The following is an 18,571-nucleotide window of genomic DNA, read 5'->3' on the forward strand; positions in this document are numbered from 1 at the left end:
GCGGCATCCGGTCACCGGCACCCACCGACCACGAGGACCTCGCGATGAAAAACGACCGTCGAATCGGCGTCGGACTCGGCCCACCCAACATCATGTTCCTCGTCATCGTCGGTATCGCCGCCGTCCTGGCCACGAACCTGCTCGACCTCAAACCCCCTGTGATCTGGGAAGTGTGGGCCGCAGTGGCGCTCGTCGCGCTCCTGACCGGAGTATTCACCTACCGATCCCGCACCCTTTTCGGCTGGATCCACCGACGCCTCACCCTGCGCCGCAGCCCACGAAACACCATCGCCATCTACGAAGCAGACGGCGTCGGATTCACCTGGGACGGCGACCGCGCCGCCGCCTACATCGAGGTCCTCCCACAGGCCTACGCCACCACCGTGATCGGCACCGACCGCGAAACCGTCATCCGCGCTCTCCCCATGGACGACATCCGAGAAGAACTCGTACAGTTCGACATTCGATGCGACGCCGTCACCACGGTCACCGTCGGATACAACTACGAGCGCCCCAGCCAAGCCGCGACCGCACTACAAGCCGCCATCGGGCCAGTCGACGCCCTGCTCTACGGCAGAACCTTCATCGAAGTCGGTATCAACCTCTCAGCCTCACTCGACAGTATCTACGCCCGCCGCGGCTCCGACGACATCCCCGCCGGCATCAGCCGCACCGTCAAAATCGCCACCGAACGCATCCGCCGCCGAGTGGCCCACGCCGGCTGGAACACCCAAATCCTGGCCAAGACCACCCTCCAGGACCTCCACGCCGACCTCGCCCCGCAGTTCACCACCGCACTAGCCGAAGAAAACTGGTCCTCCTGCGGCCCAAACTCCATGCGCGCCATCGCATTCACGCCCGCGGCAAACGCCTGGACCACCGGCAACTACCGCGAATGGTGCCGACTCAACACCCACCGCCAGGTGCACATCACCCGACTCGAACGGCTGCGCAGCGGCCGCGACCACGCCGAAATGTACGTCGGATTCCTCACCGCCGATCCCAGCGCGCTGTCCACCGTCACCGCTCTCGGGCTGCGTCGCGAACACGGCCAACAAGGCGATATCTTCACTGCAGCACTCCCTTTGGCGAAAACAGTCCGCCCCACCGCCGTCGCAGGCAAGACGCTGGCCGAGGGGAGCTCGTTCCCGATCCCGCTAGCCCCCGGCGGCATCGGCACGTTCATCGGTCACACTGCTAACCGCGCTCAGGTGTTCGTCAACTTCACCGTGGGTTCCGAACCCTTCTACATCTTCGGCCCTGCCGTCATGTGCCAGCAGCTCCTCGTCTGGCTCTCCACCAGCGGTCGCAGCATCGACATCACGCTGCCCGGTGACGAATGGAAACTCTTCGCCTCGCGCATCGGAGCCACCTACGGCACCCATCGCGACGCGGACATCATCGTCAGCGACAACAACTCGTACACCGATCCCACCCACGCCCACCAGGTACGGCTTGTCTGGTCGACAACAGCACCCGACACTGCACCGAGTTTCGCGATCGTCGCCGGCCCAGAGGAATGCATCCTGCACAGCCCCACCGGGCAGCTCCGCTACCGCTGGTCGGTGTCCACGGCCGAAGAGTCGTTCTTCACCGTGGCACGCCCACAACGCCGCGAGCCCGCCAAACGCACCCCCGCCGCCGCCGCAACACCGCCCCTGCGAACAGAAGCGCCCAAGCGGCCAGACCTGCCCAGGCCCTCGGAACGGCCAACCCGCAGGCAACCACCCCCGCCGCCACCACGACCGGACCCGCCGACCGGCGGCCGACATGCAACACCCACACCGCGGCCGCCGCAGCGTTAAAAGGCCCTGCGACACTTACCCTTCGAACCACATCCGTCGCCGCCCGAGCCTGACAACCCCGAAAACCATGAGGACGACCGTGAACACCGCCACCAAAGCCGCAATCACCGCCGCAGCCACGACAATATGGCTCGGCACCCTACTCGCGCCCACGGCGTCTGCCGACGACTCGGCGATCCACTCCCTCGGCAGCCCAGCAGAATTGGCCAACGGCGACATCGTGCAGGCCTGGACGATCAGAGACCTCAAACCCAGCACAGACACCATCGCCTACCCCGTAGCCGGAACCCTCTGGGAGGCAACCGCGACAGACACCGCAGTACGTGGCACCGTCCAACCAGTCGTATCCAACCTCAACGCCCGGGCCCGCAGCGGCCAGACCTACCGAGTGCTGTTCGGCGTCGCCACACCCCAAGGAGTCAACCCGGCCCCGCTCGCCGAAGGCCAACAGACCACGGGCAAGGTGTACTTCGACGTCACCGGAGACACCCCGGACAGCGTGCTCTACAACGCAGGCGGCCCCGATCTCGCGATATGGGTGCAACAGCCCTCCAACTCCCCGCGACCCACGCCGTACGACCCAGGATCGCCGACACGATCGTTATCGGCCGGCGGCGCACCCGCCGCCGCTGCTGAGGCCACACCCGCCGCGCCAGCCCCAGGCGCTGCACCCGCAGCAACCCCGGCCTCCACCGGCACACCCGTCACCCCCGGAAGCCAGGGAACCCCCATCACCCAAGGCAGCAGCGGCACACCCGTAGCCCCCGGAAGCCAAGGCACCCCCATCCCCGACAGCGCAGGCACACCGACCGCCACCCCGACTCCGGGCACCGAGGCAGGTACGCAGCCGGCCACAGTGGCACCCGCGGCACCCCACGGCGCATCGCCCACAGGCAGCTCCGGCACCCCAGTAGTCGGGGGTTCGAGTGCCGCGGGCCAAACCCCGCTTACTGCGCCATCGACAACTATCACCGCACCTCCCGCCAGCGAGCAGGGGACTGTCAGATAAACGGTGGATCTGGCTTGGCATTGGTTAGTTGCCAGTCGGAGTGATCCGGCCGTTGAAGGTGATTGCGAACGCATTGAGTGCGGGCTTCCACCTCATGGCCCATCGTGCCTTGCCGCGGCCGGTGGGGTCCAGGGATCGGGTCACTAGGTAGAGGCACTTCATCGCGGCCTGCTCGGTCGGGAAGTGCCCACGGGCCCGAATCGCCCGCCGGTAGCGAGCGTTCAGTGATTCCACCGTGTTCGTCGAGCAGATGACGCGGCGGATCTCGATGTCGTAGTCCAGGAACGGTACGAACTCCCTCCAGGCGTTCTCCCACAGCTGGGTGATCGCCGGGTACCGAGCTCCCCATTTCTCGGTGAACTCGGTGAAGCGCTCCTTGGCCGCGGCCTCGGTCGCTGCGGTGTAGACCGACCGGATGTCCTTGGCGATCTGATCCCAGTACTTGCGCGATGCGTACCGAAAGGTGTTGCGCAGAAGATGAATCACACACGTCTGTACCACCGCGCGACGCGGCTGCGCGGATCAGCTCGGTGGGATCGAGTTCGGCGATGCTGGCCGGCCCGTATCAGCGGCTGCACACCAGCCGCGGTAAACGTGGCCGCTCCCGCTACATCCCGATGCTGGCCGGAGTCGGGCCCGCGCCACCAGCCAACGACCGCCCGATCTACACGGTGCGCCGCGGGAACCGGGCGAGTACTCCGGTGCTGCTGCCCGCCCAAGTCGGGCTCAGTTTGGATGGCTGCGCCACCCAAACTGGGCACCAGTGGTCCGGGCCGGCATCCGGGTTGCGCGACCGGCTGCTGTTTGCCGTCCTCGCCGAAACGGGCATGCGCCTGGGGGAGGCGTTGTCGTTGCGTCACCACGACTTTCACATCGGCGCTGGCGGGACACCGTGGATCGATATCGCCGCCCGCTAAGACCATCCCCGCGGAGCACGGGGCAAGACGCTGTCCCCGCGGCGGGTCTACATCGGTGACGACCTGGAAGCCCTGTACTCGTCGTATGTGTGCCATCTGATCGATCACGGCGCAGACCTGGCCGTGCCCGATCTGACCACGCATTTCGTGTTCGTCAACCTTACCGCCGGGACACTGTTCGCCCCGATGCGTCCTGAAACCGTCTACGCCAAAGTCGATTCGGTCACCAACCTCGCCGGCCCTCCAACCCCCGAACCCGCCGTCGTCACCAAAATGCGCCAGGCGATCGGCCAAGCAACCAGGGCTCGTAGGACACTGCCAATCGCTTGGAGGGCCGCGGTGATGCAGGCCGTGCGGGTGTCGCATTCCTGGGCGTGGTAGATGACCAACCGCAGGACCGGCAACCTTCCGTCCGCAGCAAGGGTTGCGAATGTGGATCCCTTCAGAAGATCAATCGGTGGCTAGGATAGATCGTGGACGCGATAGTTGCGATCGCAAGATATGTTGGTAAAAAGCAAGTCTCAGCTTTTTCGAAAGACGCACTGCTATTGGCGGGGATAGCATCCGCGCCATGACTCCGCCTGTGGGCTCAACGAGCTCCGGGCGCACCGTTGACGCCAATAACTCGTTGCCGTGGCGATACAACACCCGGACCCGTGTCTCGCCTGTGGACCCAACCACCTTTACTGGCAAGCTCAATCGACTGTTCGCCGTGATCTACCCGCCGGGCCGCGGCCCCTACACCAGTCGAGAGGTATCACTGACCCTCAGAATGCGCGGCTGCGACGTCTCCGAGCCCTACCTATCGCAACTTCGTTCTGGGAAGCGCAAGCAGCCGTCCTGGCGCGTTATCACTGAGTTGGCCGAATTCTTCGGCGTGCGGCCCCAGTACTTCACCGACGCGGATCCGGACTACACCAAGCTGCTCGACGCCGAACTGCATTGGCTTGAACTGGCTCACGATCCGCATGTGCGAAAGCTGACGACCGCGCTGCTGGAGCTGCCGGCCGAACTTCGTGACGATGCCCTGCGTGCAGTGTCATGACCCGCCGCACCACCAACACATTGCTCTGCGATGTGTTCACCACGCCAGACGGCAACATGCTCACCATCGAGGACCCCGGCGCCGCCGGGCACGCTGGAACCTACGTCCACGCAGATCTCGACTCCGGTACTGCGCTCGAGCCACTACGGGCATTGTGGGTGCACACGATGGGTGCTCACGAATGTGACCAAACCGGCCGGCGGGTGCGGGTGCGGGTGCTTGCCGGAACGGACCGTCTCGGTCTGGGAACGCTGGTGTTCGATGGCCAACTCACTATCGGCAGCGGGATCTTGGCGATCGGTGACGCTCGCAGTCCAGATCGACACCTGTTGGTCGGTCCACCATCGACCGTCAATGTCAGTGTCTTCGCCGAATATGTCGTCGAACTGCTGCACTTCGAAGACCCGGACGTGGGCTATCCGGTCTCGGGGCCAAGTGATATCACGGTTCTGCTGGGCGGAGATCCAGGAATCACGTACATCGGGCCCGGTACTGAGCGGCCGTGGTGGCGCCGACTTGGCAGATGGAAGTCAGCTCCCAGACGCGGCAGACTCCGATGATGCAACAGGCCGAGTGTCCGGGACTGTCGTTTACCTGTAACTACCTAGCGGTGTGGTACTTCTGTTCCCCATAGGGGTTGGAGAGCTCGCCGGACCCGTGAAGCCCGCTCCTCTGGAGTTGGTGGGTTGAGACGGAGGTGACTTCTCTGGCGGCTGAAGCCGCCAGCTTCTTTTACGCTGCGGGTGCGGCGTGTAGGGCCAGTCCAGCCCTGAGGATGTTGCGTGCGGCGTGTTCATCTGCTGCTGCGGTGTGACCGCAGCGTTGGCAGACGAATTCCGCTTGGCTGACGCGGTTCTCGGGTGCTGCGTGCTGGCAGGCTTCGCAGCGGTCGGAGGTGTGCCGGGGATCGACCTCGATCCAAGTGCGCCCAGCGTCTTCCGCTTTGGCGCGCAGTATCGAGACGAACTGGCCCCAGCCCGCATCACTGATGCTTCGGTTGAGCCCGGTCTTCGCTCGGGCCCCGTTCGGCAGAAACTGACCCGGATTGTCGGGATCGGGTTTGGGTTCGGCGCGGCGCATCATGTTGGCGATCGCCAGGTCCTCCACCACAATCACGTCGTGGCGGGCAACCAGGTCGCGGGCTTGTTTGTGCTGAAAGTCTTTGCGCCGGTTGGCGACCTTGCGGTGCCGCGCGGCCACGGTCTCGCGGCACGCAGCGCGGTTGTTGGAGCCGCGCCGGGCCCGGGCCAGGCGCCGCTGGGCTCTCTCCAACCGGTTGGCTTCCTGACGCGCCCAGCGGGGATTCTCAACGGTGGTGCCGTCGGACATTGTTGCGAAGGTGACCACGCCGACGTCGATGCCGACCTGCTGACCGGTGGCCGGCAACGGATTGGCCGGCACATCATCACACGACAGGACCAGCATCCAGCGCCGGCCCTGGCGCTTGATCTGGATCGTTTTCACCCGGCCCTGCACAGGGCGGTGCACGGTGGCTTTCACCTGGCCGATGCCCCGCAGATACACCCGGTCATGCTCCTGGTGCCAGCGGGCGCCGTCACCGTCTTTGGGCCACTCCACCGAATCGAACCGGGCCTTGCCCTTGAACCGCGGATACCCCGGTGCCTGCCCGGCCTTGACCCGACGGAAGAACCCGTCGAACGCTTTGTTCAACCGCCGCAGGGTGGCCTGCTGGCTGGAAAACGACCACACCGCCTGATCCGCACGCACACCGCGGATCGCGGTCAGCTGCCCGGACTGATCGCCGTAGCGGATCCGGGTTTTGTTGTGCGACCACGCATCCCGACGTTCCTGCAACGCGGCGTTATACAGCTCCCGGTGCGCATCCAGGCACGCATTGAGCGCGATGTGTTGACGCGCGGTCGGACGTAACCTGAACACATATGCCCGGCGCATCAGGCGACCTTGTCCCAGCGGTGCTCGATGTAGCGGCGCACCGTCGACTCCGACACATATGCGACTGAGGCGGCGATATACGACGGCGACCCCAACAACTTCGCGAAGTTACGCAAATGTGGGAACTCCGCCCGCAACACCCGCGCCGTCCGGCCCTTGAAGGCACGCACGACCCCACTGCGGGCACTGGTCGGCCCGACGCGCACGAACAGATGCACATGATCGGGCATCACTTCGTGAGCCACGATGTCCCAGCCATGTTCGGCGGCGATCGCCACGATGAGTTCATCCAGACGGCGAGCTACCCGTCCACCCAGCACACGGCGGCGGTACTTGGGGCACCACACCAGATGCAGGCCCAGCGAGCAGACGCCTCCCGGCGTGCAACGAAACCGCTGACCTGCCATACCGCGCACCCTACGAGACGACACCGACAAAACTCACGAACCGCCGTGTGTCACCCGACCCGATTCCCCCAGCGGCTAAAGCCGCCGGTCCCCTCGGGGCGCACTGATGGGCGCGTCCCACCACCGGTCGAGTACCGCAGTCACGTGGGATAAGTCGAAGTCATCATCGGCCTCGGCGAGCGCGATCCGGAACTCGGCCTCGAATTCCGGCAGCTCATCAGGCGAGGCTTCGGCGAGCGCGGCGCGGATGGCCGGCCCGCTGCGCTCGACGCGAACGTATTCCGGCATGGAGTCAATCCGTTGGCCTGCCAGTCATCGGGCCCGACTCTCGCACGTGACACTGACCGCTTCGATCAATGCGTCGCGCTGTTCAGAGGTGGCAGTCACTGACCCCTGCCTCATCATCTGGTAAGCGCCGGCCTGGGAGAACAGCAGGTAGGGGGAGTAGTCGGCGGCCGGGTCCATGGTCGTCACTGTGTCCAAGGCCGTGGCCTGTGCACTCAGCGTTCCCGCGGTCTGCTCGAATCGTTGCGCGAAGGACGGAAAGTCGATGCTGGTGTCGTTGGGGTGCGCGAGGCCATACAGTATCCAACCTTGGGCGACGGTGACGTCGGTGCCGGCGGGGATGCGCTCGGTCACGGCTTGTGCTTCTGGCGTGGGCCTTCCGTCGGCATCCAGTGCCGGCGGCGGTGGTGCCGGTGCAGGCGCTGCTTCCTCGGCACCCGGCACCGATGCGGTGTCGACAACCTGCGCCGTCGTCGGGGTCGGGGGAGTAGCGCAGATCGCCGGCACCTGCGGTCGGCCATCTCCGCCTCGTCCACCGAAGATCCATGCCGTGGCGGTATCGGCAACGGTGATGGGGAACTGAGCCAGCGCCCCTGCCACCAAGAATCCAGCACCGACCACCACAACCGCTGCCAGCAGCAGCCACCGGCGCCGCGCAGCCCCACGGCCGGACCTCAGCATGGCCACCACCGCGGCCGGCGCGCCGCGTCTGGCGGCAGAAACACCTGCGCGTGCCACGCGGATGAGCGATCTCTGCATCGCTCAACGGTAAACTTCGCCGTACATTAGCCGGGTTTGAGCGCATCGTGTTGGCCGTATTTTCAGGCCGCGCCCGTGCGCATTCGAGGGGAGGTCGACGTGGCAGCCGACGTGTTCGACCAACGGCACCTGATCGCTCTCTACCAGCGGGGCCTCATCAATGAGTTGCCGATCGAGCTGGGGCCCATGCCTGTCTTCGACCTCGGACCCAGCGTCGACGAGGATCTCAAACGCTGGAACATCGTCGACCCGTCCACCAACGAACTGACCGAACCGGCCCGGGAGTACTTCGCCGGCCTCGTCGGCTACGAGTGGGCGGTGTGGGGCATCGTGCTGCTCTACAACCAGCGCACGGAAATCGTCTCCGATCTTCCCGAGGAATTCCTGCAGTACGGGGTGCAGTACGCGATCAGGGACGTGCCCCGCGTCACCTTTCTCATCGGGTACCGCGATGACACCTTCACGACCGCGACGTTGGCGGCGGGGCAACTTGCTTTGGCGACCGATCGCGCACGGAGCAACACTGACGAGCACTGCAACGAGGCGGTCGGACAGATCATCATGGCCATCCTCGACCCTCAGAAGCAGTGGAAGCCCTACCCGATGGAACGGATCTCCATCCCGGCCACCGCCGCCGAAACGCTCAAGCGCGACCGCACCGACGACACCGAGGACGTCCTCGAAACCACGCGCGACGGCCTGCGCGACGCAGGCATGGCCCGCAGCACCGTGAGGGGCCTTGCCGAGCTGCTCTCCCAAGACAACGTCGCCGTTTCGCAGATCACCATTTCCCGCCGCGCCCCCCAGGGCAAGCAGACCGTCTATCACAACGCCGTGGGCGTCATGTTCTTTGTGGGCGAGCCTGGTGGGGTCGTGGTCAGTTACCCGTCCCGCGGTCTGGACGGCCGTCAGTGGATCAACTACGAACCGGCGACCCCGGCGGCCATGACCGAGGCGGTAGCTGCCCTGCGTCGCGGGCTCGCAAGAGCCAACCCCGAAGACATCGCGTTGCGGTGAAAACCCGTGGGAAACGAAACGCCGACCACGCGAAACTTGCGGGTGGCACCACTCCCGCGATCCGCTATTCTTGAACTCAAGTTTGCTGTCCAGCCCCGGGGGAAAGGTGAATCCACAATGAGCGGAATTGTCGGAATCGGCAGTGTGCCAGCAATGGCCGGATCGGTTGCAGTGCTGCAGGGCATCCAAGCCCAGCTCGGCGCGATGACCGCAGCCAACAGCGCGGTCGCAGCCAGCGTCGTCCCCGCAGGCAATGAGGGCGCCTCGGCGCTCGCCATGGCCAAGCAGCAGATGAACGCGGCCCAGTTCGCCGCCGCTTTCGGCGCGGGCATCGAGCAGATGCTGGAGTTGAGCACGACCATCCAGGCTGCGTCCGCCAGCACCGTGGCCACCGACCTCGGCAGCGCCCGCGTCATCTAAGGCTCGCCTCATCGCGCCGTGCCCGAACACCGAGCGTAACTGGGCACGAGCGCGGTGCTGGGCCGGTGTCGACGCCAAGTGGATGAGGGGAGAAGTGCTGTGACTGGAGCCTGGGAGCAGTGCCCGCCCGAGATAAATCCGGCCCGGAAGCTGCTCGACTCGCACGCCACCACCCCCGCGGGCGGCACCACCTTCTCCGGCCCGACACCGGCCACCGCGTCGGCTAACCAACACGATCAGGTGCAGCGATGACCGAACCGTGGGGTGGATACATCCCCGAAGTCAACGCCGGTCGACAAGAAACCGGGGCCGGCCCAGCAACCTGGCTCGCTTCTGCCACCATGTGGACCGACTTCGCCGCCCTCGTCGGCGAAGCGATGGCCGTCATGACCGCCGAGCTGGCCGCACTCGGAATCAACTGGCAAGGCCTCGCCCCTACAGCAATGGGCGCAGCAGTCGTCCCCTTCATGACCTGGCTAGCCACCATGGAAGCCAACGCCGCAGCCAACGCACTCTCCTGCCTCGCCGTCGCCGAAGCCTTCGCCATCGCCACCGGCACCATGATCCCCACCCCCGTGGTCAACATGAACCGCATCAGCGAGGCAATCGCCGAGGCCACCAACTTCCTCGGCGTCAACAGCGGCATCATCCTCGCCCTCAACACCCAATACGGCGAATTCTGGGGCAACAACGGCGGCACGATGACGACCTACGACGCAGCAGTGCAGGCCGCCACCGTCCCCAAGCCCGTAACCCCCCCACCACCGCTCGCCAACGCCGCCGGCGCCCTAGGCCAAGTTGGCGAATCAGCCGCCCGCTCCGCAGCTGAGTCAGCCATCGGCAACGGCACCGACGCGGCCATGCAGGCAGCCGGCCAGACCGGACAAGGCGCCACCCAGGCCGGCTCAACCGCCAGCGAGATCCCGCAGAGCATGATGAGCAGCGTCGGCCAATTCGCCAGCGCCCCAGGGCAATTACTGCAGGCCGCCAACCCCAGCACGCTGACCCAACCGCTCCAATCCCTCATGGAACCCCTGCAATCGCTGCTCGGAAACATGGGAGGCAGCACCACCGACGCCGCCGGTTTCGGTATGGGCCCCGGCGCGCCGAGCCCGTTTACCGGTATCGCCGCGTCGGCAGGCGCGGGTGCCGGCGGCGACGCTGGCGGCGCGGGTGCCGGCGGCGGTTTCGTCGGCGGTGGCCTTGGCGGCGGAATGCTCGGTCAGACCTACATGGGCGCCTCCGGTGGCCCGGTGAAGAGCCAGCAAGTGTTCTCCGGGGTGTCCGCCAGGCCGACCATCGAGACAGTGGGATCGATGGGCCCGAGCGGCAGCGGCGGTGGTGGCGGTATGTCGCCGATGATGGGGCATGGAGCTGGTGCGGGCAGTTCATCGGGCACCAAATCCCGGTCGGGAGACACGATCTTCGCGACACCCGACGCGGCACCGACCGAAGAGCGCCCCGCCTGAAACTGGCAGGGCCAAACTGCCGCATCACCCAGATTGACCTGTGCCGCAGATAGAATCGGTGCATGGACACGACCCGCAAAGCGAGACGCTGGTGGCTCATCGCCGCCATCCTCACCGTCGTGGCGTGGTTCCTGGGCGCTTACCTGTCACCGGTGTCCAACCTCTGGGTGTGGCTCAACCTACTGACCCCGGCCGGACACCCGCACCTGACCGTTCTACCGTTGGCGTACCCGGCGGTCGGGGTCGACGGCCACACGCTGCTATCGCTGTTCGGCCTGGTGCTCGTGATCGCGGCGGCGACACGCTGGATCAGCTACCTCGAGCTTTTCAATCCGCCCGCGAACACCGCAGAGGCAACGGCGATCCCCAATGTGCCTCTGCCACCGCGACCTTGACCACCGACTGAACTGTGAAAAGGGGAACTGAACATGGCTGACGCCAACACCAACATCAAGGCCGACATCGACAACCTGCGGTCTGTGGCAGCGCAGCTCAAGAGTGTCGCCCAAGACGTCGAGGCCCTGCTTCCCGACATCAAGGACATCCACGCCACGGCAATGAAGGAAGCCTCGACCAACACCGTCGACGGCGGCCCGGCCCCGGTGTTCTCACCGCTACTCGCCTCGCTCGCGCAGGTCACCCAGAAAGTCGGCACCAACGTCGGCCAGCTCCACCAGAACATCGCCGGCGATGCCGAAGCCCTCCTGAAACTGGCCGACCAGCTTGAGAGCACCGACCAAGGCCACGGTCAGCGCATCACCAACATCAACGCGAAATAGCCTCAACGGCAAGGCTTCACAGTCATGGCGAACGTGCCGACGGACCTCTTGATCAACTGGTTTGAACAACGCGGCCAACTGCACGACTTGCGCGCCAAGGCGCACTTGTCCGACTCCGACGAACGTCAAGTGTGGCTCCTGTTGAATGAGCTGGTGGCGGTCGCCGACGACATCGTGGCCAGCGTCGCTCCGAACGGCCTTGGTTCGGCACCGCGCTAACTGGGTGCATCGGCAGGCCAATGAAGCCGTCGGCCGGCTAGGTCTCCTCTTCGAATATTTTCGCGGTGAAAGCCGCTGCCGCGCAGGCGGCTGCCTCGATTCCACAGTCGGAAAGCTCGCGTGGGCTTTCCAGCGCACGTTCTACCAGTGCATCAAGGCCCGGCCGGCCCGTCCGGACGAATTGATGGAGATGTTGTTCGTCCTGCGCGAGTCGGTGCAGATTGTCGGCCAGTCGGCCGAATAGTTCGGCCGCAGCAGCGTTGGCGTCGCCCACGTCACTCATGCTCAGGTTCCTCTGGTCGATGAAGTTGCGTCGCGTTCTATTGTCGCGCCGCTCACGACGAGGTTGTCCGCTTAAGGCGGCGCGATCGTCGTGAAACAGTCGCACGGCCCGGGACTCGGAGGCACCCCCTACTCGCAGCACCCGCATGCCCATAAAGCGCGTATAGCACTTATAGCAGTCATAGGGCAGCGACGACGTAAAGCGGATAAAGCGGACCTAGCGTGTAACGCATCAGTCACGTGACGAATCAGCCGGAGGGGGTTTGGTCGAGATGCCGCACCCCCTGCGCACACCCAAGACTTCGTCTCACCAACACTGAGGCCCGTCTTGCGATGAAGGGTCCTGCCCGCTCCCATCGGTCGGCCGCGATCGCAATTCCTCGGCGATCGACACGGCGGCCTCAAGCTGATCCGCGGTGTACATCCACCCGTCGCGGGTCCACGTCCTCGGAACCAGTTGCGCAACAACAGGTTGCGGTAATCCGCACGCATCCGCCACATCTTTGACGGTGAACACGGCGGCCGACTCCGGCGCTGAACCTTTGACTAGCCGCAAGGCTGGCCGGCGTGGCTGATCGCACATCACCTAAGCCTAAGTGAGCGTCGGCGAGCTCCTCGGCGCCAACTTCGACAGGTAGCCCCGCCCGGGGAGGCGGTCTCAGTCCGACGTGCTCGGGGGAGTGGCCGAGGGATCTGAGAACCGCATCGCGCGGCGGTTCAAGATGTCCACTCCGATGACGGCCGCGGCCTCAGCGCACAAACCCACGACCATCGCGACCAGCGCCCACATCGTCGGCTGCTGTCCGGTTGCTGCCATCGCCACCGTGGTGGCCGCCAGCAAGACCACCACGCCGGCGGCCACGATCATCGCTAGACGCCGCTGAGCTGTCGCGTCCTCGATCGACATCGCGGTCCGGACAGTCGCGACGGCCGCGGCCAGCCCAGCCAGCCCAGTCAGCCATGACAACACATCAACCACGGCACGTCCCCCTCAAACCATCTGTGTTGCTACCTGTCTACCAGTCGTGCACCGCCGCACCCGCAAACCGGGCAGTGTCGGAACGCCTGTTTATAGGTACGTCCCGCCGTCTGGCGGCCTCGCCTGGTATCGGCCACTGCCCGCAGTCCCTCATGCGGTCGTCGACAGGTGATCGGCTCTGCCGTCCCGTTCGCAACGTGGTGTTCCAGGCAAGGTACAGCACCTCTGGGTGCCTCGCCGGATGATGTATCCGAATCCGCACGCTGGACACTTCGGCAGTTCAACACTGGCACTTGTGCCGTCGTCTTGCGCGCTCGGCCGTCGTCCGGCGAACGGCCACCGTGCACCGCTGTAATTATCTCCGATACGCGCCAATGGTCGGCCCCGGGTGGATGCTTACAGCCCGGCGATATCGTCAGCGAAGACGCTGAGCGGCGCTTGGTGGGACTCGATGTAACGCACCAACTCTGGCGCCGGCCCCGCCGGCAGGGACGTCTCGCGCACATCGGAGTCAGCTGAAACCCGCAGCAGCGCAACTGTCCTGGCCAGCTCGGACGGCCCTCTGCCTTCGTAGCCCGAGGTGTAGTAGCCGCCCATCGCCGGAACCGGCATCGGCCACACCCAGCCGTCGGCCCGGAAGAACGCCGCCGTGCAGCTGTCGGCGAGTTCGAACTCAGTCAACCGCCCATGAGCCGCGCCGCAGCGGCTGGCCACCGTAGCGTGGTAAGTGCCATCGAGGGTTTCCACGATCCAGCAGTTGCCGTCCTCGGGGTCCTTCCACCACGTCCGCGGCTGCGCGCGCTGCTCGTCGGTCATCATCATTTCAGCGAAAGCGGCCCCGAGCGTCTGTGGGTCCTCGCACGGCTCAAGCCGCGATAACCACTCCTGCGCCAATGGACCGTCAGTTGCTCGCGCTCTGATGGTGTAGGAAACCGCGGCTTCCATCTCCGGGCGGCCACGCAGAAGGTCGCGTGCGGCGGCCCTGGTGGCGTGTGCGGCGCCCGACAATCCGAGCAGTGCCTGGGCCTCGAACCAGCGCAGCGGTTGAGGGGGGTCGGTGATGGAGTAGAACGGCCGCGCGGCTTGCACGAGTCCCGGCCGTTCCACGCATCCGGGAACATCTGCGCCCACAAGGGGTGTCCGGTAGATCTCGCCCTCGATCCGTCGATTGAGTGAGTCGACGAGCGGCGCACATTGTGAAGTCTGTTGTGGGTCACTCTCTTTGAGCAGATCGCCGAGCACCGAGTCGTCGAAACGGCCCGGAATGGTCGGCCGGATGGCCTGCGGGCTCGCCCCCGGCCGCCACGCGGCGATGTCACTGGGCCGCCGCAACCCCGCCGGCCACCACGGCAGATTCACGCGTAGCAGCGCGGCCAGAGCGAACCAGCCGCGGCGATAGGTGCCGACGTGGCGCTCAGCGACCGCGATCTCAGGCTGAAACGACTCGTCGACCGAATCAGCGGCAGCGAAATGGCACAGCGCATCGGTGATGACCGCGACCGCACTCACGTTGGGTAGGCGCTCCAGAAGTTCAGCGGCCCGGTCTTCTGAATCCGCGGTGTGGTGCTCGCCGTAGGCCACCGCGACGGGCCCACGCGCATCAGCGGGCTGCCAGAGGTGGATGACCCAGGTCTGAGGTCGGCCGGTATCTGAGGGAAGGTCGATGGTTTCGCTCGCCACGAAGACCGCGGGCTGCAGGTTGTCGCCGGCGTGAAATAGACGCGGAATCATCATGCGGCGCTTCGGTCGCGCCGCGTCGATCCACGAGTACACGTCCGCCGGAGCGAAACACGGGCGGCCAATGTGATCGACCGGTGTCGGGAAGTCTTTCTCCCGGGAGCGGTATTGCCGTAGTGCGTCGACCTTCACGCCCAGGAGTTCGGCGAAGCGTTCGCTGGTGAGGTCGCGATCGCGGCGCCACCATCCCGAGACCTCACGCCAATACTGGTCATCTGCAATCGGTTCCGACGAGATCCCAGAGGCTAGCCGCTTTGGATGGCGACTCAAGATGCGCATGCGAACCACATTAGCAGCTGTCACGACAGAACGTGACACATTGTCACGCGGAAGCGTGACAATGCGGGTTATTGGCCAACAACCGGCGCGAAACCCCAATACGACGGCCGCGGCGCATAGATCAACGCCCGCACATCCGGCCCCAACGTCATCGGATCCGGATCACCACTATCCAACCCCGCCAGGTCACTGAGCGTGAACAAACCACCAGCCGACTCGTACGCCGCGGCAGCCACCGCACCCCCGGCCAGACGCGACAACCGCAACATGTCGAACTCCGGCTGCCGCGCCACCCGATCCCGAGGATTCACCAACCGATACGCGAACGCCCCCTCGGCATGCCCGCACACACCAGCCGCGGCCGCCGACATCTCCAAAAACCACACCCGCGCCGGATCCTCATCCCCGACCACGGGCCCCGGCTCCCACGGCTCGATCGGCATCCGCCGCAACTCATCCACCGCACCGGCCGCATCCCACGCCAACGGACCCTCCGGCCGAGGCAACTCATCACGCCACCCAGCCGACAAAGTCCCCAACCGCGCCTTCCACAGCACCGGAAGCAACAACCACGACCGAGCCACCGCCGCCCGCCGCCGCAACAACGGCATCACATCCGGACTCTCCACCGGAACCTCAGCGAAAGCACCCCGATACGCGTAATCGACCAACTCGTTGATCATCGCAACCCAAACCCGTTGCTAGCCAACAGATTCAGGCGTCAAGAGGTTCGACCGACAACATCGACGCCGCCGAATACGCCGCCTCGTCGAGCCGCCCAGCGCGCAACGCCTCCAGCCCCTCCACATAGAGGTAGGTCGCCAACAACGCCGGATAATCATCGCTACGCGACCGCGCACGACCCCACCGCGCCGCCCACAACATCGCCCGCGCCGAATTCAGATCATCAGCAGTGGCGTCATGGAAACCCCACGCAGCACCGAACGCCGCCAACGCCTCCTGCGCCTGCTCCTCCCGAATCGGCAAGCCCCGCACGATCTCCGTACGCGGCGCGACCGCCGAAGTAGCCCGATTGTCCCGAATCAACCCGGTCGTCTCCGCCGCAGTCTGATACACCTCGGCCACATCACCGCTACGCCCCGGCGACTGCACCGCATCCGAATCGGTCGACACCAGATACACCAGCCGACCAACCTGCTCCGAGTACTCACTGGCCAACGCCGCCAACTTCCGTCCCGGATGATCGTTACCGCTCCAATCCGACACGAAGCTCGACCGAACCCGCTGCTGCGACAACAACTCCACACCCGCAGGCGTCGCAATACCCAACGGAATCAACGACAACCCGTCACTGGTCGCAACGATGTACCGCAACCGCGGCTGCAACACCGTGCCATCCATGAACACACCTACCGCGATCCGCTCGGACTCCCAACCACGCGTCCGAAACACCTTCGCCAACCCGGCCAGATGGTTCTCCGCGGTGGCGTGCTCAGGCGGCAACGCCAAGATCCGCTCCACCGGGGCATCACCGGCCGGCTCCCGGTGCGCATCGCGCGCCACTACCGCGCCGCCGATCGCGGCGGGCACCGCCGCCAGCACCGGTGACACCGAACCGCCACCACCGCCACCACCGGCGCCCATACCGCCCATCGGGGGCATCATCGGCATCCCGCCCATCGGAGGCGTCGGCCCCGGCATACCGCCCGGCGCCGGGTAGGCCCCCAGAAGCCCGCCCTGGGCTTGAGGATTCGGCGTCGGCGACGCCGGCGCAGGAGCACCCGGCCCCGTGATACCTGCCGCCGCAGTGTGCGTGTGCAACCCCGCGTTCTCCACCGTCGGCGGCTGAACCTGCGCCGACGCATGCTGCACCGTCGCCGCGGGCACATTGTCATCAGCCGACAACTCCGTCATCGGCGCCGACACCGCCACCGGAGGAGCCGTCACTACCGGAGCGGCCGGCGACGGCGCGCCACCATGCGACGCCGCCGGATTGTTCAACGCCGGGTTCGTGTTCGACGCCGAATACGGGTCCGTCGGCGCCCGCACACCCGTCACCTGATCATGCGACCCAGCATCCTTCTTCGGATCACCCCCGAGATGATCGCCCTTACCGTCCCCGCCCTTGCCGTCACCCGAACCGTCATCAGAGGGAGCCAACTGGTCACCACCAGCGCCACCCTCGCCGCCCTGAGCGGCCAGCAGCTTGTCCAACGTCTGCTCCGACACCGGAACACCGCCCGCGCCCGCGCCACCGTCCTTACCGGCCAGCTTGCTCACCATGTCCGACACCGGCTTGGCCACCTCACCCACCGGCCCGCCACCAGCACCGGCACCGCCGCCCTGGGGCATCTGCGGCGGCTGCATCGGCATTCCACCCATCGGGGAACCGCCCATCGGCATGCCACCCATCCCAGAACCCATACCCGACCCGGCCCCGGCAGCGCCCTCACCCGCAGACGCCGCAGGTGACGAACCGAGCGCCGACGCAGGATCACCACCCAATCCCGTCGGGGGAGCGGCGGGCGCCGCGAAGACCGACGGAGGCAGAGCCGGCGCAGCAGGAGCGGCCGAGGCCCCTCCGCCACCACCAGCGCTGGCCGACGGCGCCCCGGCACCACCACCAGGAACCGACGCGACAGGAGCGTCTCCGGGAAGTCCGGCGCCCGCACTTTCGTTCTGGGTTCGGGCTGCGCCTGCATCGTCGGGGATCGCGGGCGTGCCGCCGAAGGGTGTGGGGATCGCGTCGGCCTGGACCGCGCGGTCGGCGGCGTCCAGGGCGCTGTCCATCGAACCTTTGGCGTCGGCGACGAGACTCTGCTTCTCTTCCAGGTCGGTATCCTTGACCTGCTGCGTCGCTCCCTTGCCGCCCTTGGCGGCAGCTGGTGCCGAGATGGTCGGCATGTCGTGGATCGCCTGATGGGCTGCAGCGGCTTCGTTCATCGCCAGCTTCGCCGCCTTGATCGCGGTCGCTGCGTACTTCGCCCACCCAGCCGCTTTTGCGAAGTCCTCGGCGCTCTGCATGTGCTTCGCAGCGTCCATGCCTGCGGCCTTGGCCAACGCATCGAGGGTCTGGCTGCTCGTTTCGGACTGCGCGTACTGCTGCTCGGCCTGCTTGGCCTGCGCCGCCTTCTGGGCCTGCGAAGCCTTCTCGAGCAGCGCCGTCGCGTACGCCGTGTAGGAGTCTTCGTTCTCGGTCGGCCAGTTCGAACCGATGACCTCGTCGGCGCACCCGCCGCCCTTGCTCACACTCATGAAAACGAGACCCCCAGATCCACGTCCGGCCAG

20 protein-coding genes and 2 pseudogenes are annotated in these 18,571 nt (G+C 66.0%); 12 read left to right on the forward strand and 10 right to left on the reverse strand.

The genetic code is table 11. The features are described from left to right. Positions 1 to 44 precede the first annotated feature (44 nt). Positions 45 to 1,805: a type VII secretion protein EccE gene (eccE, locus tag H7J86_RS32235; RefSeq protein WP_267296006.1), complete on the forward strand. Its 1,761-nt coding sequence runs from the start codon at positions 45 to 47 to the stop codon at positions 1,803 to 1,805. 67 nt (positions 1,806 to 1,872) lie between these two features. Further along, positions 1,873 to 2,814 (forward strand): MPT63 family protein, encoded by a 942-nt coding sequence (locus tag H7J86_RS32240; protein WP_267296008.1) that lies wholly within the window; start codon positions 1,873 to 1,875, stop codon positions 2,812 to 2,814. Positions 2,815 to 2,838: 24 nt separating this feature from the next. On the opposite strand, the pseudogene H7J86_RS32245 reads toward H7J86_RS32240, so the two are convergent. Then, positions 2,839 to 3,318, reverse strand: a pseudogene (locus tag H7J86_RS32245) (transposase); the annotation flags it as partial. A gap of 47 nt (positions 3,319 to 3,365) precedes the next feature. Between H7J86_RS32245 and H7J86_RS32250 the strand changes: the two are divergent. The 3 genes and pseudogenes from H7J86_RS32250 to H7J86_RS32260 all read left to right on the forward strand — a co-directional run. Continuing rightward, a pseudogene (locus tag H7J86_RS32250) lies at positions 3,366 to 3,986 on the forward strand (site-specific integrase); the annotation flags it as partial. A gap of 316 nt (positions 3,987 to 4,302) precedes the next feature. Continuing rightward, positions 4,303 to 4,776 carry a helix-turn-helix domain-containing protein gene (locus H7J86_RS32255; protein WP_267296010.1) on the forward strand — a complete coding sequence of 158 codons (474 nt, stop codon included), beginning with the start codon at positions 4,303 to 4,305 and terminating at the stop codon, positions 4,774 to 4,776. After that, positions 4,773 to 5,336 (forward strand): hypothetical protein, encoded by a 564-nt coding sequence (locus H7J86_RS32260; protein WP_267296012.1) that lies wholly within the window; start codon positions 4,773 to 4,775, stop codon positions 5,334 to 5,336. The genes H7J86_RS32255 and H7J86_RS32260 overlap by 4 nt, the downstream gene beginning before the upstream one ends. Before the next feature lie 172 nt (positions 5,337 to 5,508). Here H7J86_RS32260 and H7J86_RS32265 read toward each other — a convergent pair whose 3' ends face one another. The 4 genes from H7J86_RS32265 to H7J86_RS32280 form a co-directional block, all read right to left on the reverse strand. Continuing rightward, positions 5,509 to 6,690: an RNA-guided endonuclease InsQ/TnpB family protein gene (locus tag H7J86_RS32265; RefSeq protein ID WP_267296013.1), complete on the reverse strand. Its 1,182-nt coding sequence runs from the start codon at positions 6,688 to 6,690 to the stop codon at positions 5,509 to 5,511. Further along, positions 6,690 to 7,097 carry an IS200/IS605 family transposase gene (gene tnpA, locus H7J86_RS32270; protein ID WP_267296015.1) on the reverse strand — a complete coding sequence of 136 codons (408 nt, stop codon included), beginning with the start codon at positions 7,095 to 7,097 and terminating at the stop codon, positions 6,690 to 6,692. Before tnpA ends, H7J86_RS32265 begins: the two co-directional genes overlap by 1 nt. A gap of 75 nt (positions 7,098 to 7,172) precedes the next feature. Beyond that, positions 7,173 to 7,385, reverse strand: coding sequence for a DUF6247 family protein (locus tag H7J86_RS32275; RefSeq protein WP_267296017.1), 213 nt, complete (start codon positions 7,383 to 7,385; stop codon positions 7,173 to 7,175). A gap of 24 nt (positions 7,386 to 7,409) precedes the next feature. Next, positions 7,410 to 8,141, reverse strand: a complete 732-nt coding sequence (locus H7J86_RS32280) for a hypothetical protein (protein WP_267296019.1) — start codon at positions 8,139 to 8,141, stop codon at positions 7,410 to 7,412. Positions 8,142 to 8,240: 99 nt separating this feature from the next. Between H7J86_RS32280 and H7J86_RS32285 the strand changes: the two genes are divergently transcribed. From H7J86_RS32285 to H7J86_RS32315, 7 genes are all read left to right on the forward strand, one after another. Further along, positions 8,241 to 9,158, forward strand: a complete 918-nt coding sequence (locus H7J86_RS32285) for an ESX secretion-associated protein EspG (RefSeq protein ID WP_267296021.1) — start codon at positions 8,241 to 8,243, stop codon at positions 9,156 to 9,158. Positions 9,159 to 9,275: 117 nt separating this feature from the next. Further along, positions 9,276 to 9,578, forward strand: a complete 303-nt coding sequence (locus tag H7J86_RS32290; protein ID WP_267296023.1) for a hypothetical protein — start codon at positions 9,276 to 9,278, stop codon at positions 9,576 to 9,578. A gap of 99 nt (positions 9,579 to 9,677) precedes the next feature. Continuing rightward, positions 9,678 to 9,830 carry a hypothetical protein gene (locus H7J86_RS32295; protein WP_267296025.1) on the forward strand — a complete coding sequence of 51 codons (153 nt, stop codon included), beginning with the start codon at positions 9,678 to 9,680 and terminating at the stop codon, positions 9,828 to 9,830. Then, on the forward strand, positions 9,827 to 11,047 hold the full coding sequence (locus H7J86_RS32300; protein ID WP_267296027.1) for a PPE family protein: 1,221 nt from the start codon (positions 9,827 to 9,829) through the stop codon (positions 11,045 to 11,047). The genes H7J86_RS32295 and H7J86_RS32300 overlap by 4 nt, the downstream gene beginning before the upstream one ends. Before the next feature lie 62 nt (positions 11,048 to 11,109). After that, on the forward strand, positions 11,110 to 11,442 hold the full coding sequence (locus H7J86_RS32305; RefSeq protein WP_267296029.1) for a hypothetical protein: 333 nt from the start codon (positions 11,110 to 11,112) through the stop codon (positions 11,440 to 11,442). 33 nt (positions 11,443 to 11,475) lie between these two features. Beyond that, complete coding sequence (locus tag H7J86_RS32310) at positions 11,476 to 11,826, forward strand: hypothetical protein (protein WP_267296031.1); 351 nt, start codon at positions 11,476 to 11,478, stop codon at positions 11,824 to 11,826. Between the two features lie 24 nt (positions 11,827 to 11,850). Then, positions 11,851 to 12,045, forward strand: a complete 195-nt coding sequence (locus H7J86_RS32315; RefSeq protein WP_267296033.1) for a hypothetical protein — start codon at positions 11,851 to 11,853, stop codon at positions 12,043 to 12,045. 37 nt (positions 12,046 to 12,082) lie between these two features. Here H7J86_RS32315 and H7J86_RS32320 read toward each other — a convergent pair whose 3' ends face one another. From H7J86_RS32320 to H7J86_RS32340, 5 genes are all read right to left on the reverse strand, one after another. Continuing rightward, a complete protein-coding gene (locus H7J86_RS32320) occupies positions 12,083 to 12,328 on the reverse strand; it encodes a hypothetical protein (protein WP_267296035.1) in 246 nt (81 codons plus the stop codon). Between the two features lie 657 nt (positions 12,329 to 12,985). Continuing rightward, positions 12,986 to 13,306 carry a hypothetical protein gene (locus H7J86_RS32325; protein WP_267296037.1) on the reverse strand — a complete coding sequence of 107 codons (321 nt, stop codon included), beginning with the start codon at positions 13,304 to 13,306 and terminating at the stop codon, positions 12,986 to 12,988. A gap of 396 nt (positions 13,307 to 13,702) precedes the next feature. Continuing rightward, on the reverse strand, positions 13,703 to 15,421 hold the full coding sequence (locus H7J86_RS32330; RefSeq protein ID WP_267296039.1) for a hypothetical protein: 1,719 nt from the start codon (positions 15,419 to 15,421) through the stop codon (positions 13,703 to 13,705). After that, positions 15,391 to 16,005, reverse strand: coding sequence for a hypothetical protein (locus H7J86_RS32335; RefSeq protein WP_267296041.1), 615 nt, complete (start codon positions 16,003 to 16,005; stop codon positions 15,391 to 15,393). The genes H7J86_RS32330 and H7J86_RS32335 overlap by 31 nt, the downstream gene beginning before the upstream one ends. A gap of 31 nt (positions 16,006 to 16,036) precedes the next feature. Next, positions 16,037 to 18,538 carry a hypothetical protein gene (locus H7J86_RS32340; RefSeq protein ID WP_267296043.1) on the reverse strand — a complete coding sequence of 834 codons (2,502 nt, stop codon included), beginning with the start codon at positions 18,536 to 18,538 and terminating at the stop codon, positions 16,037 to 16,039. Between the last annotated feature and the right edge of the window lie 33 nt (positions 18,539 to 18,571).

Origin of the sequence: Mycobacterium hackensackense (assembly GCF_025822555.1) — a bacterium.
Lineage (GTDB): Bacteria > Actinomycetota > Actinomycetes > Mycobacteriales > Mycobacteriaceae > Mycobacterium > Mycobacterium fluoranthenivorans.

Excerpts from the sequence above, each read along its gene's own strand:
- H7J86_RS32255 (WP_267296010.1), top strand. The coding sequence starts at position 4,303 with ATGACTCCGCCTGTGGGCTCAACGAGCTCCGGGCGCACCGTTGACGCC.
- H7J86_RS32275 (WP_267296017.1), bottom strand. The coding sequence starts at position 7,385 with ATGCCGGAATACGTTCGCGTCGAGCGCAGCGGGCCGGCCATCCGCGCC.
- H7J86_RS32305 (WP_267296029.1), top strand. The coding sequence starts at position 11,110 with ATGGACACGACCCGCAAAGCGAGACGCTGGTGGCTCATCGCCGCCATC.
- H7J86_RS32320 (WP_267296035.1), bottom strand. The coding sequence starts at position 12,328 with ATGAGTGACGTGGGCGACGCCAACGCTGCTGCGGCCGAACTATTCGGC.
- H7J86_RS32300 (WP_267296027.1), top strand. The coding sequence starts at position 9,827 with ATGACCGAACCGTGGGGTGGATACATCCCCGAAGTCAACGCCGGTCGA.
- H7J86_RS32290 (WP_267296023.1), top strand. The coding sequence starts at position 9,276 with ATGAGCGGAATTGTCGGAATCGGCAGTGTGCCAGCAATGGCCGGATCG.
- H7J86_RS32315 (WP_267296033.1), top strand. The coding sequence starts at position 11,851 with ATGGCGAACGTGCCGACGGACCTCTTGATCAACTGGTTTGAACAACGC.
- H7J86_RS32240 (WP_267296008.1), top strand. The coding sequence starts at position 1,873 with ATGAGGACGACCGTGAACACCGCCACCAAAGCCGCAATCACCGCCGCA.
- eccE (WP_267296006.1), top strand. The coding sequence starts at position 45 with ATGAAAAACGACCGTCGAATCGGCGTCGGACTCGGCCCACCCAACATC.
- tnpA (WP_267296015.1), bottom strand. The coding sequence starts at position 7,097 with ATGGCAGGTCAGCGGTTTCGTTGCACGCCGGGAGGCGTCTGCTCGCTG.
- H7J86_RS32340 (WP_267296043.1), bottom strand. The coding sequence starts at position 18,538 with ATGAGTGTGAGCAAGGGCGGCGGGTGCGCCGACGAGGTCATCGGTTCG.
- H7J86_RS32310 (WP_267296031.1), top strand. The coding sequence starts at position 11,476 with ATGGCTGACGCCAACACCAACATCAAGGCCGACATCGACAACCTGCGG.
- H7J86_RS32280 (WP_267296019.1), bottom strand. The coding sequence starts at position 8,141 with ATGCAGAGATCGCTCATCCGCGTGGCACGCGCAGGTGTTTCTGCCGCC.
- H7J86_RS32260 (WP_267296012.1), top strand. The coding sequence starts at position 4,773 with ATGACCCGCCGCACCACCAACACATTGCTCTGCGATGTGTTCACCACG.
- H7J86_RS32265 (WP_267296013.1), bottom strand. The coding sequence starts at position 6,690 with ATGCGCCGGGCATATGTGTTCAGGTTACGTCCGACCGCGCGTCAACAC.
- H7J86_RS32335 (WP_267296041.1), bottom strand. The coding sequence starts at position 16,005 with ATGATCAACGAGTTGGTCGATTACGCGTATCGGGGTGCTTTCGCTGAG.